Origin of the sequence: Brachybacterium epidermidis, assembly GCF_015209585.1 — a bacterium.
Taxonomy (GTDB): Bacteria; Actinomycetota; Actinomycetes; order Actinomycetales; family Dermabacteraceae; genus Brachybacterium; species Brachybacterium epidermidis.
Genome location: NZ_JADEYR010000005.1, coordinates 98,570 through 114,964 on the forward strand (window position 1 = coordinate 98,570; position 16,395 = coordinate 114,964).

At 71.0% G+C, this 16,395-nt stretch carries 15 protein-coding genes and 1 tRNA gene; 9 read left to right on the top strand and 7 right to left on the bottom strand.

The window, feature by feature from the left end:
* Nucleotides 1–29: 29 nt before the first annotated feature.
* The 4 genes from IOE58_RS06830 to IOE58_RS06845 all read left to right on the top strand — a co-directional run bounded on the left by IOE58_RS06830 (nucleotide 30) and on the right by IOE58_RS06845 (nucleotide 3,327).
* Nucleotides 30–677: an SRPBCC domain-containing protein gene (locus IOE58_RS06830; protein WP_193865653.1), complete on the top strand. Its 648-nt coding sequence runs from the start codon at nucleotides 30–32 to the stop codon at nucleotides 675–677.
* Nucleotides 674–1,792: an asparaginase gene (locus IOE58_RS06835; RefSeq protein WP_193865654.1), complete on the top strand. Its 1,119-nt coding sequence runs from the start codon at nucleotides 674–676 to the stop codon at nucleotides 1,790–1,792. The genes IOE58_RS06830 and IOE58_RS06835 overlap by 4 nt, the downstream gene beginning before the upstream one ends.
* A 132-nt stretch (nucleotides 1,793–1,924) precedes the next feature.
* A complete protein-coding gene (locus IOE58_RS06840; RefSeq protein WP_193865655.1) occupies nucleotides 1,925–2,860 on the top strand; it encodes a sulfurtransferase in 936 nt (311 codons plus the stop codon).
* Nucleotides 2,857–3,327 (top strand): SufE family protein, encoded by a 471-nt coding sequence (locus IOE58_RS06845; protein WP_193865656.1) that lies wholly within the window; start codon nucleotides 2,857–2,859, stop codon nucleotides 3,325–3,327. The genes IOE58_RS06840 and IOE58_RS06845 overlap by 4 nt, the downstream gene beginning before the upstream one ends.
* A 38-nt stretch (nucleotides 3,328–3,365) precedes the next feature.
* Here IOE58_RS06845 and IOE58_RS06850 read toward each other — a convergent pair whose 3' ends face one another.
* Nucleotides 3,366–4,448: a hypothetical protein gene (locus IOE58_RS06850; RefSeq protein WP_193865657.1), complete on the bottom strand. Its 1,083-nt coding sequence runs from the start codon at nucleotides 4,446–4,448 to the stop codon at nucleotides 3,366–3,368.
* 117 nt (nucleotides 4,449–4,565) lie between these two features.
* Between IOE58_RS06850 and IOE58_RS06855 the strand changes: the two genes are divergently transcribed.
* The 3 genes from IOE58_RS06855 (at nucleotide 4,566) to IOE58_RS06865 (ending at nucleotide 7,479) form a co-directional block, all read left to right on the top strand.
* Complete coding sequence (locus IOE58_RS06855; protein ID WP_193865658.1) at nucleotides 4,566–5,057, top strand: Dps family protein; 492 nt, start codon at nucleotides 4,566–4,568, stop codon at nucleotides 5,055–5,057.
* A gap of 140 nt (nucleotides 5,058–5,197) precedes the next feature.
* The gene (locus tag IOE58_RS06860) at nucleotides 5,198–6,556 is read left to right on the top strand and encodes a M20/M25/M40 family metallo-hydrolase (protein WP_193865659.1); all 1,359 of its coding nucleotides are present in this window, start codon (nucleotides 5,198–5,200) and stop codon (nucleotides 6,554–6,556) included.
* Between the two features lie 80 nt (nucleotides 6,557–6,636).
* A complete protein-coding gene (locus IOE58_RS06865) occupies nucleotides 6,637–7,479 on the top strand; it encodes a hypothetical protein (protein ID WP_193865660.1) in 843 nt (280 codons plus the stop codon).
* A gap of 136 nt (nucleotides 7,480–7,615) precedes the next feature.
* Here the strand turns inward: IOE58_RS06865 and IOE58_RS06870 are convergent.
* Nucleotides 7,616–7,703, bottom strand: a tRNA-Ser gene (locus IOE58_RS06870).
* Nucleotides 7,704–7,942: 239 nt separating this feature from the next.
* Here IOE58_RS06870 and IOE58_RS06875 point away from each other — a divergent pair.
* Nucleotides 7,943–9,991, top strand: coding sequence for a S9 family peptidase (locus tag IOE58_RS06875; RefSeq protein WP_228019223.1), 2,049 nt, complete (start codon nucleotides 7,943–7,945; stop codon nucleotides 9,989–9,991).
* Between the two features lie 111 nt (nucleotides 9,992–10,102).
* Here the strand turns inward: IOE58_RS06875 and IOE58_RS06880 are convergent, their stop codons facing one another.
* From IOE58_RS06880 to IOE58_RS06900, 5 genes are all read right to left on the bottom strand, one after another.
* Nucleotides 10,103–10,951, bottom strand: a complete 849-nt coding sequence (locus tag IOE58_RS06880) for a MetQ/NlpA family ABC transporter substrate-binding protein (RefSeq protein ID WP_193865662.1) — start codon at nucleotides 10,949–10,951, stop codon at nucleotides 10,103–10,105.
* Between the two features lie 167 nt (nucleotides 10,952–11,118).
* The gene (locus IOE58_RS06885) at nucleotides 11,119–11,814 is read right to left on the bottom strand and encodes a methionine ABC transporter permease (protein WP_193865663.1); all 696 of its coding nucleotides are present in this window, start codon (nucleotides 11,812–11,814) and stop codon (nucleotides 11,119–11,121) included.
* Complete coding sequence (locus tag IOE58_RS06890; protein WP_193865664.1) at nucleotides 11,811–12,827, bottom strand: ATP-binding cassette domain-containing protein; 1,017 nt, start codon at nucleotides 12,825–12,827, stop codon at nucleotides 11,811–11,813. The genes IOE58_RS06885 and IOE58_RS06890 overlap by 4 nt, the downstream gene beginning before the upstream one ends.
* A gap of 116 nt (nucleotides 12,828–12,943) precedes the next feature.
* Complete coding sequence (locus tag IOE58_RS06895) at nucleotides 12,944–13,840, bottom strand: ABC transporter substrate-binding protein (RefSeq protein WP_348981908.1); 897 nt, start codon at nucleotides 13,838–13,840, stop codon at nucleotides 12,944–12,946.
* A gap of 213 nt (nucleotides 13,841–14,053) precedes the next feature.
* Complete coding sequence (locus IOE58_RS06900) at nucleotides 14,054–14,938, bottom strand: ABC transporter permease (RefSeq protein ID WP_348981909.1); 885 nt, start codon at nucleotides 14,936–14,938, stop codon at nucleotides 14,054–14,056.
* Between the two features lie 233 nt (nucleotides 14,939–15,171).
* Between IOE58_RS06900 and IOE58_RS06905 the strand changes: the two genes are divergently transcribed.
* Entirely contained in the window at nucleotides 15,172–16,392 is a 1,221-nt protein-coding gene (locus IOE58_RS06905) for an IS110 family RNA-guided transposase (RefSeq protein ID WP_193865666.1), read from the top strand.
* Nucleotides 16,393–16,395 lie beyond the last annotated feature (3 nt).

The window sequence follows — 16,395 nt, forward strand, 5'->3', positions numbered from 1 at the left end:
AGCCCCGCCGGACCTGGCACAGTGGCCCCATGCTCGCCACCACCGACACCCAGCTGAGGGACGTCACCCGCACCGTCGAGCAGGACGGCCCGGGCTTCGCCGTGATCCTCGCGCAGGCCTTCGATGCCCCACCCGCCGAGGTGTGGGCCGCCCTCACCGAGCCCGCCCGCATCTTGCGGTACTTCGGGGAGGTCAACGGTGAGCTGCGCGAGGGCGGGGAGTTCCGGATCCCGATGATGGGGGTCCACGGGCCCGTCCTCACGGTGCACGAGCGGGAGCTGCTCCGCCTCGCCTGGGGGTTCGAGGCGCATGCCAGCAGCGTGGAGCTGCGCATCGCCCCGTCGGCCGACGGCACCGAGTCCCTGTTCACCCTGCGCCACCACGTGCCGGCCGACGAGCACTGGGACACCTACGGCCCCGCCGCCACCGGCTGCGGCTGGGACGGCGCTCTGCTGGGACTGGCCCGCCATCTGCAGCAGCCCGCCACCTCCTGGACCCAGGAGATGGCCGGGTTCGAGACCTCCTCCGAGGGCCGCGAGTTCGTCACCGCCCCCTGCGAGCTGTGGCAGCAGGCCCATCTGGCCGCCGGAGCGGATCCTCATCAGGCGCACGAGGCCGCCGCGCGCACTGCGGCCTTCTACCGCGGCGAGGGCCCGAACGGCGGGGATGCCGCATGACCGCGCAGTCCCCCGATCCAGGAATCCCCACCGACCCCGCCTCCGAGCTCGCGGCAGCCTGGCCGGGCCACGATGGTGGGGCATCGGCACCAGGGCCCGACCAGGGGATGTCGGCGCCCGCCGCACCGCGGGCACGGGTGGCGCTGCTGTCCCTGGGCGGCACCATCTTCATGACCCAGGACCTCACCGGCCTGCGGGCCGCGCCTGATGCCTCCACCGGTGCGGACCTCGCCCGCACCCTGATCGACGGTGTGGCCGTGGGGCATACCGAGGTTGCCAACGTCGGCTCACCCTCGGTGACCGCGGCTCACCTGCGCGAGGTGCTGGAGCTGGCGCGAGCCGCGGTCGACGGCGGCGCGGCCGGGGTGGTGCTCACCCACGGCACCGACACCCTGGAGGAGTCGGCCTTCGTGCTGAACCGCTACTGGGACCGGGAGGCACCGCTGGTGCTCACCGGTGCGATGCGACCGGCGAACGCCCCCGGGGCCGACGGGCCCGCGAACCTGCGCGACGCCGTGCGCACGGCGGCCGCGCCATCGGCCCGCGGCCTGGGCGTGCTGGCCGTGTTCGATGCGATGGTGCACCTGGCAGACCGGGTCACCAAGACCTCCTCCCGCTCAGTGGACGCCTTCGCCTCCGAGCCCTCAGGGCCGATGGCCCTGGTGGACGAGGAGGATCTGCGCCTGGTGTACCGGCCGCTGGACCGCACCGCCCTGATCGGCGGGGCCCTGCCCGCCACGCTCCCGCGCGTGCCGAGCCTCGTCTCCGGCATCGGCGAGGACCTGGCGCTGCTCGACAGTCTGACCCCCGGGGCGATCGACGGTCTGGTGATCGCGGGCGCCGGCATGGGCCACGTCTCCGCCGATGCGGTGCCGCGGGTGCGAGCCCTCACCGACGCCGGAGTGCCGGTGGTGGTGGCGACCCGCGTGGCCACGGGAGGAACCTCCACCCGGCACTACGACTACCCCGGATCCGAGGTGGACCTGATCGCCAACGGGGCGGTGATGGCGGGGGCCCTGCCGCCCCAGAAGGCCCGCCTGCTGCTGCAGGTGCTGCTGGCATCCGGGGCCCAGCAGGACCGGGTGCGCCGCACCTTCGAGGCCTACGCGTACTGAGGCTGTACCGCGCGAACGATCCACCGAGGGACGGACCGCACCTGCTCACGCGCTGCGCGAACAGCCTGGCCCCCTCCCCCGCACCGGGTGACACACTGGAGGCATCCGATCCCGTCCTGAGAGGTGCTCCCCATGACTGTTCCCGTTGATCCGTCGCCCGCCCTGCAGCAGTACGCCCACCCGGAGAAGCTGGTGACCACCGACTGGCTGACCGAGAACCTCGACAAGGTCGGCACGAGCGAACTGGTGGTGGTGGAGTCCGACGAGGACGTGCTGCTGTACGAGACCGGGCACATCCCCGGCGCCGTGAAGGTGGACTGGCACCTGGATCTCAACGACCCCGTCACCCGCGACTACGTGGACGGCGAGGGTTTCGCGAGGCTGATGGACGCCTCCGGCATCTCCCGCGACACCACCGTGGTGGTCTACGGCGACAAGTCCAACTGGTGGGCCGCCTACGCCCTGTGGGTGTTCGAGCTGTTCGGCCACCCCGACGTGCGCCTGCTGGACGGCGGCCGCGCCGCCTGGGAGGCCGAGGGCCGCGAGATGACCCTGGACCGCCCGGAGATCACTCCCCCGGCAGACGGCCAGGGCTATCCCGTGGTCGACCGGGATGATGCCCCCATCCGCGCCTACCGCGAGGACGTGCTGGACTTCCTGGGCGGGCAGCTGATCGACGTCCGCTCCCCGCAGGAGTACACCGGCGAGCGCACCCACATGCCGGACTACCCGCAGGAGGGCACTCTGCGCGGCGGCCACATCCCCACCGCGCGATCGGTGCCGTGGGCCCGCGCCGCCCAGGAGGACGGCCGCTTCAAGTCCCGCGAGGAGCTCGAGGCGATCTACCGTCAGGAGCTGGCCTTCGACGACGCGGAGCCGGTGATCGCCTACTGCCGCATCGGTGAGCGCTCCAGTCACACCTGGTTCGTGCTCACCTACCTGCTGGGCTTCGGGAACGTGCGCAACTACGACGGCTCCTGGACCGAGTGGGGCAACAGCGTGCGCCTGCCGATCGCCCAGGGCACCGAGCCCGGTGAGGTGCCTGCCGCGAAGGACGCGCGCCGATGAGCGCCGACGCCACCGCGACCGGGCCCGATGCCCTCCCCGAGAGCTTCCGCGAGATCGCCGAGGACTTCCACGCCCTCGGCGAGCGGGATCGCCTGCAGCTGCTGCTGGAGTTCTCCCAGGGCCTGCCGGAGCTGCCGGAGCGCTATGCGGACCATCCCGAGCTGCTCGAGCCCGTACCGGAGTGCCAGTCCCCGATCTTCCTGATCACCGAGGTGGAGGGCACAGGCCGCGAGGCCACCGCGCACCTGTTCTTCTCCGCCCCACCGGAGGCCCCCACCACGCGCGGGTTCGCCGGGATCCTCGCAGAGGCGCTCGACGGCCGCTCGGTGGGCGAGGTGCTGGACACCCCCGATGAGGTCACCGCCGAGCTGGGCCTGGCCGAAGTGGTCAGCCCGCTGCGCCTGCGCGGCATGAGCGGGATGCTGGGTCGCATCAAGCGGCAGCTGCGGGAGAAGTCCGGGGCCTGACGGCGCACGGCGTCGGCCCACGACCGGGGCCCGGCGACTCAGCTGCTGGGCGGGCGCTTCCTCGTCCGACCGCTGCCGCCGGCCCCGCTGCCGCCGCCGTCCTCGCGGGAGGCCTCGCGCTGCTGGTACATGTCGAAGGCACGCTCCCCCACCGTCCGCATGACCTCGAAGGTCTTGCGCCCCGTGTCGGAGGTGGCGAAGCCGTTCAGTGCGGCGACCTGTTCGGCGATGCCCCGGCGCGGCGCACCGTCCTCGGTGCCGCCGTCATCGTCCGCGGGCCCCGTCGAGCCCTCGCCGGCACTCGAGGTCGCTGCGGTCCAGGCCTTCCCGGTGGAGGTGCGTCCACCACCGGTGCCCGCGCTCACCCGGGGGCGCGTTCCGGTGCTGTCGTCCGCCTCGGCCCTGCCGGTGCGACGCTCCTCGATGCGCCGGTGCTTGTCGTCGGCCTCCTTGAGCTCGAGCGGCACGGTCACCACGCGCACGAGCGCGGTGCGCACCTCCTCCCGGATCCGGCCGGCCTGCTCGGTGACGTACTCCTCCTCGCCGGGCAGGGACCGGTCGCGCTCAGCCTCGAAGCCGACCCCCTGCTCCGTGGCGGCCTGTGCGGCGTGGGCGCCCCGCTCCATCCGCCAGGCCCGAGTGAGCAGGAACGAGGCGAGGTCGGCGGCCACCTCGAGGGAGAGCCCGTAGGCGTCGGCGGAGGAGGGCGCGCGCGTGAGCTCGATGGCGTCGTCGCGCTCCAGCAGGCTGGGAGCGATGTCGATCGCGGCCAGCACCTCACTGACGAAGGACTGGAAGGCGGCATCGCCGGGTACGTCAGCGCGACGCAGCTCGGCGCGGCCCCACTGCTGCGGCAGCTGCACCAGGCTCACGCCCTCGCGGGCGAACTCGTCCAGCGCGGCCTGGCGCATCAGGCGGCGGGCCCGACGGACCAGCTGGTCCGCATCGGCTCCGCGCGGCACGTCACCGAACACCTCGCGGGCGTCGGCCAGCGCCTCCCCTGCGGCGAGCACCGCCGGGTCATTGCGGCGGCGGGCTGGGCGTCGCTCCTGGTCGGAGCGCTTCGGGGTGCCTGGCGAGCGGCGCGGGAGCTTCCCGCGCAGTGCATCGAGCTTGGACATCCGTGAACCTCCCCGTGGTCGTCAGAACAGCGCCATGGTACGGGCGAGGAACATCGCGCGGTCGATCAGCGTTGCACCAACGAGCAAGCCCTGTTCGACGACCTTCAAGGAGATGACATGGCCGACCTCGCATACACCGTTCCCGGTCTCGGCACCGAGGACTCCCAGCGCCTGGTGGAGTCCCTGCAGGACCGCCTGCACGCGATGAACGATCTGCACCTCACCCTCAAGCACGCCCACTGGAACGTGGTGGGCCCCCGCTTCATCGCGGTCCACGAGATGCTGGACCCGCAGGTCGAACTGGTGCGCGGCTACGCCGACGAGCTCGCCGAGCGCATCGCCCAGCTGGGCGCCAGCCCCGTCGGCACCCCCGGTCGCCTGGTCTCGGACCGCAGCTGGTCCGACTACGAGCTGGGCAAGGCCGACACCCAGGAGCACCTGAAGGCCATCGACGCGGTGTACGACGGCGTGATCGCCTCCAACCGCAAGGCCATCACGCTGGCCGGCGAGCTGGACCCGATCACCGAGGACCTCCTGATCGGCCAGACGGCCGAGCTGGAGAAGTTCCAGTGGTTCGTGCGCGCTCACTTCGAGGGTTCCCAGGCCTGATCGGCCAGTGCCCACTGTCGGCCGGATCGACCTGGTCGACGTACCGCGGCGCGCACGGCGCGGCAGCTGCCCCGGGGCGGTTGCCGCGCCGTCGTCGTCCCTCACCTGGAACGGCGTCCTTCACCTGAGACAATGCCTGCATGTCTATCGCCGAACCCACCGCTGACGAGCTGACCACCCTGCAGGACGAGGCGGTGCGCTTCACCCGTGAACTGATCCGCATCGACACCACGAACTTCGGCACGGGCGATCCGGCCACCTGGGGCAAGGGCGAGACCGAGGCCGCCGAGTACGCGGTCGCGCTGTTGCGCGAGGTGGGCCTGGAGCCGGTGGTGCACGAGTCCGCCCCGGGCCGCCCCAACGTGTTCGTGCGCCTGCCCGGGGAGGACCGGGAGCGCGGTGGCCTGGTGATCCACGGTCACCTCGACGTGGTGCCGGCCAACGCGGAGGACTGGTCGGTCGATCCCTTCGCCGCCGAGATCCGGGACGGCATGATCTACGGTCGCGGCGCGGTGGACATGAAGGACATGGTGGGGATGATGCTGGCGTTGGCGCGGCACCTGGCCCGCACCGGCCAGCAGCCCCCGCGCGACCTGGTGTTCGCCTTCTTCGCCGACGAGGAGGCCGGCGGGGTCTACGGCAGCCGCTGGGTGGTGGCCCACCATCCCGAGCTGTTCGAGGGCTGCACCGAGTCGATCAGCGAGGTGGGCGGGTACTCGATCACTCTGCCGGAGAAGGCGAGCGGTGAGGACGTGCGCGCCTACCTGGTGCAGACCGCCGAGAAGGGCCTGGCCTGGGGTCGTCTGCGCGCGACCGGTCGTGCAGGTCACGGTTCGGTGCCCAATGACGAGAACCCCATCGTGCGCCTGGCCCGCGCGATCGTGGCGATCGACGAGCACGAGTTCCCCGATGAGATGACCGCAGCGGTGCAGGCCCTGTACGACGGGGTCACCGAGATCACCGGCATCGGCTGGGACGAGGAGGACCTGCGGGCCTTCCTGCCGATGATGGGCGGGGCGAGGCAGTTCGTCTCCGGCACCCTCGCGGACACCACCAACGTGACGATGCTGGACGCCGGCTACAAGGGCAACGTGGTCCCCCAGGTGGCGGAGGCCTCGATCGACTGCCGCTTCCTGCCCGGCCACCAGGACAGCCTCAAGCAGCTGCTGGAGGAGCTGGCCGGGGAGCACGTGGAGGTGATCTTCGATCACGTGGGCATCTCCCTGGACGCCCCGCGCCAGTCCCCCCTGATCGATGCGATGACCCGCTCCCTGGAGGCCGAGGACCCGGGCTGCCGGGTGCTCCCCTACTGCCTGAGCGCGGGTACGGACAACAAGCAGCTCAAGGAGCTGGGCATCGACGGGTACGGCTTCACCCCGCTGCAGCTGCCCGCGGATCTGGACTTCGCGCCGCTGTTCCACGGCGTGGACGAGCGGGTCCCCGTGGACGCTGTGCGGTTCGGGGCGCGGGTGCTGCTGCGCCTGGTGCGGGAGAGCTGAGCGCGGGAGCGTCGGCGGGGGTGGGCCCCGCGGGCCCGTGCCCGGATGAAGCGTTGTCCACGGTGCGGCACAATCGATCCATGCTCCCCTTCATGGCCGGCAGGTCTGGACCCCAGGGCCATCCCCTGCTCGAGGTGCTGGCGGGGCAGACGATCGTGCACACCCGCGTGGCCGCGCGCGGCACCTGGACGGTGACCGCCCGCGGCTGGGTGCTGCACTCCCGCATCCAGCTGCTCGACCAGGACGCGGTCGGCCTGCGCGATCCGCGCCTGATCGGTGCGCGGATCGCCACCGCTGAGATGCTGCCCGACGGCACGCTGAGCCTGGCACTGCAGGGCGGCGGCGCCGGTCCTCAGCCGGCACGGGCGCCGAGTCGCCTCACCACCGCGACGCCCTGGCGACTGGAGGGCCCGCAGCGGGCACTGCTGGAGGCCGACGAGAAGGGGCACCTCTGCGCCGCTCCACCCGGACCGCCGGTGTTCGCGACCCCGGAGGCGGTGGCCGAGTTCTCCGCTTCCGAGCCCAGCGGCATCGAGCAGCGCCTGCTGAAGATCGCCGAGGGCACCTGGCTGCACCCGGGCCACGTGGTGGAGCTGCTGGCCAATGCCGGGGCGCTCGAGGACGAGGAGTTCGAGCGCCGCGGCCCCATCCTGCTCTCACGCATGCTGGCGCGCGGTGAGATGCGGGCCGGGTTCGTCACCGACGGCAGGTTCTCCCCCTGGCAGCTGAGCCTGCCCGAGGTCATCGAGCACATCGAAAGCGTGTGGACGGCGATCGGCGGCCGCGCACCGGGCCCGGACACGATCGCCTGGTTCGAGATCACCGACACCGGCCGTGAGCACCTGGGGCTGACCGGGCCGCAGTCGCTGCCCCCGGGGATGTCCGGCTACGACAGTCCCGGCGTGGTGGGCGGCTTCCGGTGACGGCCTGGGCCGGCATTCGTCCGCATGGTGGCCCGCATGCGCCGACGGCCTGCCGTGAGCAACGGGACCATGGAAGGACCATGCAGAACGCCCCCGGACCACAGATCCAGGGGCGTTCATGTCCTAAGGACAAGAGCGGTAGCGGCGGGATTTGAACCCGCGGTACGGGGTCACCGTACACATCATTTCGAGTGATGCACCTTCGGCCGCTCGGACACGCTACCGCCGACGATCGTAACCGCCGGTACAGCACCCGTTCAAACGCAATGGCAGCGGGCGCGAGTCAGCTCACGTCCCACCGTGTCGGCGTCGTGCTCCCACCCCTCCGGAATCGGTTGGGCGGGGACGCAATCCGCTGGATAGGCTCGCGCCATGACCACCCAGACCCTGCTGCACCCGCCCGCCCCAGCGCCCCACCGAGCGTGTCTTCCACGGTGACACCGTGGTGGATCCCTACGAGTGGATGCGGGACAAGAACGATCCCGAGGTGATCGCCCACCTCGAGGCCGAGAACGCCTACGCCGATGCCCGCACCGCCCACCTGGACGGCCTGCGCAGCACCCTGGTCCAGGAGTTCGTGGGCCATCTGCAGGAGACGGACCTGTCGGTGCCGGTGCGCCGCGGCAACTGGTGGTACATCACCCGCACCACCGCCGGTCACGACTACCCGGCCTTCACGCGGGTGGCCGAGCACCCGGACCTGCCGCGCGGCGCCGGGGGCGTGCCCGCGATCGAGCCCGGTGTCGCGCTCGAGGGCGAGCAGGTGCTGCTGGACGCCCAGTCCGAGGCCGAGGGCGCCGAGTTCTACCAGCTGGGCGGTTTCGTCCCCTCCCCCGAGCACGACCTGCTGGCCTACGCAGTGGACACCGCCGGCGACGAGCGGTACACGGTGCGGATCAAGGACCTGGGCGACGGCGCGATCCTTGACGAGTCGGTGACCGGTGTGGGCTACGGGCTGGCGTTCTCCGCCGATCAGAAGTGGCTGTTCTACGCCCGGGTGGACGATGCCTGGCGCCAGCACCAGATCTGGCGCCACCGCATCGGCACCCCCGCTGAGCAGGACGAGCTGGTGATCGAGGAGACCGACGAGCGCTTCTCGATCGGCTTCGGCCGCTCCCGGGACGGCTCCACCCTGGTGATCCAGGCGGGCTCCACCACCACCTCGGAGGTGTGGCTGCTGGACCTGCACGACCCCACCTCCGCTCCGCGGCCCACGGCCGGTCGCCGCGACGGCGTGGACTACTCGATCGAGCATGCCGGGGACCGCCTGCTGGTGGTGCACAACGACGGCATCCAGGGGTTCGCCCTGGCGGTGGCCTCGCTGGAGGAGCCGTCGGCCTGGGAGAACGTGCTGGAGGCCGCCGAGGGCGAGCGGATCCTGGCTGCGGACGCCTTCGCATCGTTCGTGGCGCTCGAGCTGCGCAGCGAGGGCCTGGCCGGGGTGCGGGTGATCCCGCGCGGTGCCGATGGCGACCTGGACCTGGGTGCGGCGCGCACCATCACGCACGGCGGCGAGCTGGACACGGTGGAGCTGAGCGCCAACCCGGACTGGGAGCAGACCACGCTGCGCTACGAGCTGGGCAGCCTGCTGACCCCCGTCACCATCGCGCAGGTCGAGGTGGGCACCGACGACGAGCCCGAGCCGACGATCCTGCACCGCACCCCGGTGCCGAACTACGACCCCGAGCTGTACGTGGAGAAGCGCCTGTGGGCGACCGCCGCTGACGGCACGCAGATCCCCGTCTCCCTGGTGGCGCGCCGTGAGGTGAGCGCGGACGGCACGAACCCCGGCTATCTGTACGGCTACGGCAGCTACGAGACCAGCGTGGATCCGTCGTTCGTGGCGAGCCGACTGTCGATGCTGGACCGCGGGGTGGCGATCGCGATCGCCCACATCCGCGGCGGTGGCGAGATGGGTCGCGCCTGGTACGAGCACGGCAAGCTGCTGGAGAAGAAGAACACCTTCTCCGACTTCGTGGCCGTGGCCGATCACCTGGTGGCCGAGGGCTGGGTGGCCGAGGACCGACTGGCGGCCGAGGGCCGCAGCGCCGGCGGCCTGCTGATGGGTGCGATCGCGAACCTGGCCCCGCACCGCTTCCGGGCGGTGCTGGCCGGGGTTCCCTTCGTCGATGCGCTCACCACGATCCTGGACCCCTCGCTGCCGCTGACGGTGGGCGAGTGGGAGGAGTGGGGCAACCCGGTGGACAGCGAGGAGGTGTACCGCTACATGAAGGAGTACACCCCGTACGAGAACGTGCGCGCCGAGCAGTACCCGGCGATCTTCGCCACCACCTCGCTGAACGACACCCGGGTGTTCTTCGTGGAGCCCGCCAAGTGGGTGGCGCGACTGCGGGAGACGGTCACCTCCGACCAGGCTGAACGGCCGATCGTCTTCCGCTGCGAGATGGTGGCCGGCCACGGCGGGCGCTCGGGCCGGTACCGCAAGTTCGAGCAGCGGGCCGGCGAGCTCGCGTGGCTGCTGGACCAGATCGGGGCCAGTGAGCTGATCTGAGCACAGCGCTGATCTGAGCGCAGCGCTGATCCGAGCACAGCACGAGCGGCCCGGGCCGGGGATCCCTCCCCCGCCCGGGCCGCTCAGGCTGTCAAGGCCGGTCCGGCCGGGTCAGAAGGCGGGGATGACGGAGCCGTCGGTGTAGGTGTCCAGGATGAACTGCTTGACCTCCTCGGAGTGCAGCAGCTCATCGAGCTTCACCAGGGCCTCGTTGTCCTTGTCGGCCTCGCGCACCACCACGAGGTTCGCGTAGGGGCTGTCCTCCCCCGGCTCGAGGAACAGGGCCTCCTCCTTCGGGTTGAGCCCGGCCTCCAGGGCGTAGTTGCCGTTGACGGCACCGACGGCGAAGTCACCCAGGGAGCGGGGGATCTGTGCCGCCTCCAGGGTGGTGAAGCGCAGGTTCTTGGGGTTCTCGGCGATGTCGGCGGGGGTGGCGGAGACGATGTCCACGCCCTCGGTCAGGGTGATCAGCCCGGCGGACTCGAACAGGGCCAGGCCGCGGCCGGTGTTGGCGGGGTCGTTGGCCACGGCCACCTCGGCGCCGTCGGAGATGTCGTCCAGCGAGCTCAGCGACTCGGAGTACAGGCCCATCGGCTCGATGTGCACGCCCTTGAAGGCGTGGAACTCGTAGCCCTTCTCCTCGACCTGCTGCTCGAGGAAGTTGGGGGTCTGGTAGAAGTTGGCGTCGATCTCGCCGTCGTTCAGGGCCTGGTTGGGGATCTGGTAGTCGGTGTACGGGGTGATGGACAGCTCGAGCCCGGCATCAGCGGCCAGGTTGTCCTGGACGTACTGGAGGATCTCGGCGTGGGGCTTCGGGGAGGCGCCGATGGTGATGGTGGTGACGCCGCCCTCCTCCGTGGGTCCGTCGGCGCTGGTGCCTCCCGCCCCGCAGGCGGAGAGGGTCAGCGCTGCCAGGCCGGCCGAGGAGGCAAACAGGGTACGGCGGTCGATGCGGGTCATGGGGTCCTCCTGTGTGGGGTGTGTCGGGGTCGGGGTGCGCTCTGCTCGAGGAGCGGAGCGCTCAGGGCGTGCGGGTCGGGCGGAGCGTGCGGGGGCGGGGCGTGCGGGTCGGGCGGGCGGGGCAGGGCCCTGTCGGGTCACCGCTTCATGTCGGCACCGTCATGTCGTCACCGGCTCACGGCACGGTGGTCGACGGCGCGCGCCAGCGCCGTGCCCGCGCTCTGCAGGGCGATCACGATCAGCACCAGAATCACCACGGTCGCGATCATCACCACGTTGTCGTAGCTCTGGTAGCCCATGCGTATGGCGAGGTCGCCCAGGCCCTTCCCGCCGACGGCGCCGGCCATGGCGGTGTAGCCGATCACGGCGATCGCGGTGGTGGTGAGGGACCCGATGATGCCGGGCAACGCCTCGGGCAGCAGCACCTGGCGGATCACCTGGAAGCGGGTGGCGCCCATCATCCGCACCGCCTCGATCTTCCCGGCGGCGACCTCCTGCAGGTTGATCTCGATCAGCCGGGCAAGGAACGGGATCGCCGAGATGGTCAGGGCGAACATGGCGGCGTTGGGGCCGGTCACGCGGCCCACCACGAAGCGCGTCACGGGGATCAGGGCGATGATCAGGATGATGAACGGGAAGGAGCGGCCCACGTTCACGGCGAAGCCCACCACGCGGTTGATCCAGCGGGTGAGGCCGTGGGGCGAGCGGGAGGTCTCGAACAGGGCGACCCCCAGCGGTACCCCCACCAGGGCGCTCAGCAGCATCGTCCCGGCGGTCATGTACAGGGTGATCAGGGTGTTGGACCACAGGCTGAAGTTCGGGTCCCAGGTGGTGAACACCGGGTTGGTGAGTATCTCGGTCATCGGCGTGCCTCCGTCGCCACCACGCCGGCCTCGCGCAGATCGGTCAGGAACTGCTGCAGCCCGGGCCTGGTGATCGGTGTGCCGTCGTGGTTGTGCAGGGCCAGCTGCACGCGCCCCACCTGCACGCCGGCGATGGTCTCGATGGTGCCGGCCACGATGGTGGCGCGGGTGCCGTAGGTGGCGGCAAGGTCGATGAGGTCCTGCGTGGTGCGCATCCGGGAGTTGCCCCCGTAGTCGCAGTCCACCATCACGTCGTCCACACCGGTGGGGGCCGGAGGCAGGGGGATCAGCTCCGGGGCCAGCGGGCCGGTGGGGTCGCTGGCCACCTCCAGCAGGCTCCCGGACTGCGCCACCGTGCCGTTCTCCAGCAGCGTCACCTCGTCGCACACCTCCCGCACCACGCTCATCTCGTGCGTGATGATCACGACCGTGATGCCCAGCCGTGAGCGCAGGTCGCGGATCAGCTGGAGGATCTGCCGGGTGGTCGAGGGGTCCAGGGCGCTGGTGGGCTCATCGCACAGCAGCACCTTGGGCTCGGCGGCGAGGCCGCGGGCGATGCCCACCCGCTGGATCTGCCCGCCGGAGAGCTGGGCGGGGTGATTGTTCTCGCGGCCCTCCAGGCCCACCAGGGAGACCAGCTCGGCGACGCGCTCGGCACGGCGCGCGGCGGGCATCCCGATGATCTCCAGCGGGTGCGCGATGTTCTTGGCGGCGGTGCGGGAGTCCAGCAGGTTGGCCTGCTGGAACACCATGCCGATTTCGCGTCGAGCCGCGCGCAGGGCGGCCCCTTCCAGCGCAGCGATGTCCGTGCCGTCGATCTCCACGCGGCCCGAGGTGGGCTTCTCCAGTCCGGTCAGGCAGCGGATCAGGGTGGACTTCCCGGCCCCTGAGCGACCCACGATGCCGTGGATCGATCCCTTCCCGATGTGCAGGTCGATCCCGCCCAGCGCGACGACGGGGTCTCCCCCGCTGGGCGCGGGGAAGACCTTGGTGAGGCCGTCCAGAGTGATCACCACGGTAGTGAATCATCGGGTGCTCCCCGGCCGGTAGCGCGCGTTCATCCAGCGACATATTCGCGGCCGGCGAGCCTCGCGGTGATGTCGCAGCTCACACAGCAGCGGGGGTGCGCTCAGGCGCCGCTGCCCTCGGCGAAGCTCGCATCGACGATGGTGGACACGTCCAGCGGCTCGCTGGAGGTGATCTGCCCGGCCTCGATCCACACCTGCTGCATGTTCTCCAGCTGGTCGGGCTGCGGCGCGAGGTCCGGCAGGTAGGAGTACATCGGGGAGGCCTTCAGCACCTCGATGTCCTGCCCCAGGGTGTCGGCGAGGATCTGGTAGACCTCGTCGGACTGCTGGCCGTCGTCGGAGAGCTCCTGCGCGCCCTTGGTGAGAGCGGTGAAGAAGGGCTGGGCGAGGTCCGATCCGATGAAGGTCTCGGAATAGGTGACACCGGTGCCGGTCACGCCCTTCGCGGGCACAGCGAGCGGGGATCCCACTCCGGCCTCCTCGATGGAGGTGGAGAAGGGGGCCGACGGGGTGGCGGCGTCGACCGAGCCGTTGGTCAGGGCCGGCTCCTGGTCGGGGGTGGAGAGGTTCACGACCTCCACGTCGTTCAGGGTGAGGCCGCCCTCCTCGAGCATCGCCGCGAGCAGGTAGCCGCCGGTGGCGCCGGGGCCGCCGGCCACCGCGATCTTGCGGCCCTCGAGGTCCGCGACGGAGCTGACGGAGCCGTCGTCGATCAGCTCCTGGCGCACCTCCAGAGCGGTGGGCGAGTTCTTCGGATCGCCCGGGGAGATGCCCATGGAGCCCACGATCTTGAACTGCAGGCCCTGGTTGAGGGCATTGAACATGCCGGCGCTGAAGCCGGCGACCATCACGTCGAGCTGGTCGTTGGACAGCATGGGGATGCCGTCCTGGCCGGACTTCAGCGGCACCAGCTCCAGGGTGATGCCCTCCTCCTCGAAGAAGCCCTTGGCGTCGGCCACGTACAGCGGCGTGAACAGGGCCGAGGGCAGGTGGCCCACGCGCACGGTGCCGCCGGCACCGCCGCCACCACCATCGTCGGAGCCCCCGTTGCCGCCGCCGTTGCCGGAGTCCCCGGTGACGGCGGCCGCAGGCGGCCAGGGTGAGGCCCGCGGCTCCGGCGGGCAGGAGGGAGAGGATGGTGCGGCGTCGCATGGGGTGCTCCTTCATCGGGGCGGGGAATGGGGGTGCGGCAGTGCGCGGATAGGTCGGGGTCAGTGACTGCGGCGCCAGGGCAGCAGCAGCTTCTCGGAGTGGACGATGAGCGAGGTGAGCACGGCGCCGATGATGCCGATCACCACCAGGCCCACGTACAGCTTCTCCGGCAGGAACAGCTGCCAGGAGTTCCAGATCAGGTAGCCCAGGCCGGTGGTGGAAGCTCCGGTGAACTCGACGGCGGTCACCACCACCACGGCGGTGCCGGTCGCTGTGCGCAGCCCGGAGAACACGAAGGGCATCGCGCCGGGCAGCACCACGAAGCGGAACCGGTCGAAGCCGGTGGCGCCGTAGGCCGTGCCGGCCTCCAGCAGCTTCTTGTCGATCGCCCACACGCCGGAGACCGCGGCGATCTGCATGACGAAGAACGTCGTGATGAACACGGCGATGATCTTGGGCAGCTCGGTGGGACCGAAGATCATCAGCAGGATCGGGAAGATCGCGATCTTGGGCAGCGGGTACAGCGCGGAGAACAGCGGCCCCAGCGCTGCGTTCAGGGCGCGGGAGGAGCCCATGAGCAGTCCGACGGCGATGCCGCTGATCGCACCCAGTCCCCCGCCCACCAGCAGGCGCATCAGGGTGGGGCCGGTGTGCATCCACAGCTCGCCGCTGCGGGCCATCTCGATGCCGGCGGTGAGGATCCGGCTGGGGGGCGGGAAGAAGCGCGGGTCGATGATGAGGGCACGGGCACTGATCTCCCACAGCAGCACCAGCACGATGGGGGCGCTGATGGACAGGACGAGATCGCGGGTGCTGAGCGCTCGGGCATGCCTGCGCTGGGCCTGCGCGGCCTCCAGCGTGCGCTCCTCGCGCCGACTGAGAGTCGCGTCGGCGGCATCGGCCTGCGAAGTGCGGGCAGGGGCCTGCTCGTGGGAGGCGCTCACTGGGGGACCATCCTTAGTGCGGCCTTGTTCGGTAGGGTCGTGACCACTCGGTCCCGGTGGGTGCATGGCCTATGGTGCGTGCCGTTCGACGGCCAGCATGAGTTCTGCCAGCCCTGCCGGGCCGAGGCCATCTGAACGGCATCAGGAACATGCCCCTTCGAGGGCCGAGCAGTGAGCTTCCGGCAGGTGTCCTCTACCAAGTGGTGCTCCTTCGAGAGACCTGGAGTGCATGCATGTTTGTCGGATGGGACTGGGGCAACACCACCCACGCGGTCGCTGTCATCGACGGCCAGGGCCAGACGGTCGACCGTTGGCTCTGCCCCCATAGCGAGGACGGGCTGCGCGCCACGTTCGCTCGCCTCGCGGGCCACGGCGCGCCAGCTGAGCTGCCGGTAGCGATCGAGACCACGCGCGGGCTGGTCGTGGACCGGATTCTGGCGGCCGGGCATCCAGTCGTGGCCGTCCACCCCAATGCGTTCAACGCCGTTCGTCCCCGCTGGGGCGCGGCCCGCGCGAAGGACGATCCCGGCGACGCGTTCAAGCTCGCCGACTACCTCCGCACCGACGGTCGTCGCCTGCGGACCCTGCGCCCCACCGAGCAGGTCACTCTTGAGCTGCAGGCACTCGTTCGTGCCCGTGAGGACCAGGTCACCGCCCGCGTGACGGCGACCAACCAGCTCGCCGCGCTGCTGGCCGAGCACTGGCCCGGCGCCGGGATGGTCTTCGCCCGCCTGGACTCCGATATCGCCCTGGCGTTCTGCGACCGCTTCCCCGCCCCTGCGACGGCCAGACGACTGGCACCGGCGAGAATGCGGGACTGGCTGGCCCGCCAGCACTACTCCGGACGCAACGACCCGACAGTTTTGGTGGCCAAGCTCCGCGACGCTCCCGCACCTGCCTCCAGGCTCGGCGAGGAGACGAACACCGCGCTGGTCCGTGCTCAGGTCGCGGTCATCCGCGCCCTGAAGACCGCGATCGACGAGCTCGAGGCCCAGATCGACACGGCCCTGGCCGCCCATCCCTGGGCAGCGCTGATCAAGGACTTGCCCCGAGTCGGGACCGTCAACCTCGCCCAGCTCATCGGTGAGATCGGCCCCCTGCTGGAGCACACCGCCAGCGCGGACCAGCTCGCCGCCGCGGCCGGCGTCGTGCCCGCCACCCCCGCCCCGGGCAAGCCCCGCGCGGGCCTGTTCCGCTACGCCACCAACCGGCGAGCTCGCCAAGCCCTCGTCCGCTGGGCCGATAACTCCCGCCACGCCTCGCCCTGGGCGAGGAACATCTACGACACCGCCCGCGAACAAGGCAAACGACACCCCCACGCCGTGCGGATCCTCGCCCGTTCCTGGCTGCGGATCATCTACGCCTGCTGGCGCGACGGAACCTGCTACGACCCTGCCGCCCACGAACGGCGCAGAACCGAGAAAACGGACCACATCACCGCTCTCGCGGCCTAGAGG

Coding starts and splice junctions, on each gene's coding strand:
- IOE58_RS06845 (WP_193865656.1), top strand. CDS start 2,857: ATGAGCGCCGACGCCACCGCGACCGGGCCCGATGCCCTCCCCGAGAGC.
- IOE58_RS06875 (WP_228019223.1), top strand. CDS start 7,943: ATGCGGGACAAGAACGATCCCGAGGTGATCGCCCACCTCGAGGCCGAG.
- IOE58_RS06905 (WP_193865666.1), top strand. CDS start 15,172: ATGTTTGTCGGATGGGACTGGGGCAACACCACCCACGCGGTCGCTGTC.
- IOE58_RS06885 (WP_193865663.1), bottom strand. CDS start 11,814: ATGACCGAGATACTCACCAACCCGGTGTTCACCACCTGGGACCCGAAC.
- IOE58_RS06880 (WP_193865662.1), bottom strand. CDS start 10,951: ATGACCCGCATCGACCGCCGTACCCTGTTTGCCTCCTCGGCCGGCCTG.
- IOE58_RS06835 (WP_193865654.1), top strand. CDS start 674: ATGACCGCGCAGTCCCCCGATCCAGGAATCCCCACCGACCCCGCCTCC.
- IOE58_RS06865 (WP_193865660.1), top strand. CDS start 6,637: ATGCTCCCCTTCATGGCCGGCAGGTCTGGACCCCAGGGCCATCCCCTG.
- IOE58_RS06860 (WP_193865659.1), top strand. CDS start 5,198: ATGTCTATCGCCGAACCCACCGCTGACGAGCTGACCACCCTGCAGGAC.
- IOE58_RS06840 (WP_193865655.1), top strand. CDS start 1,925: ATGACTGTTCCCGTTGATCCGTCGCCCGCCCTGCAGCAGTACGCCCAC.
- IOE58_RS06855 (WP_193865658.1), top strand. CDS start 4,566: ATGGCCGACCTCGCATACACCGTTCCCGGTCTCGGCACCGAGGACTCC.
- IOE58_RS06830 (WP_193865653.1), top strand. CDS start 30: ATGCTCGCCACCACCGACACCCAGCTGAGGGACGTCACCCGCACCGTC.
- IOE58_RS06850 (WP_193865657.1), bottom strand. CDS start 4,448: ATGTCCAAGCTCGATGCACTGCGCGGGAAGCTCCCGCGCCGCTCGCCA.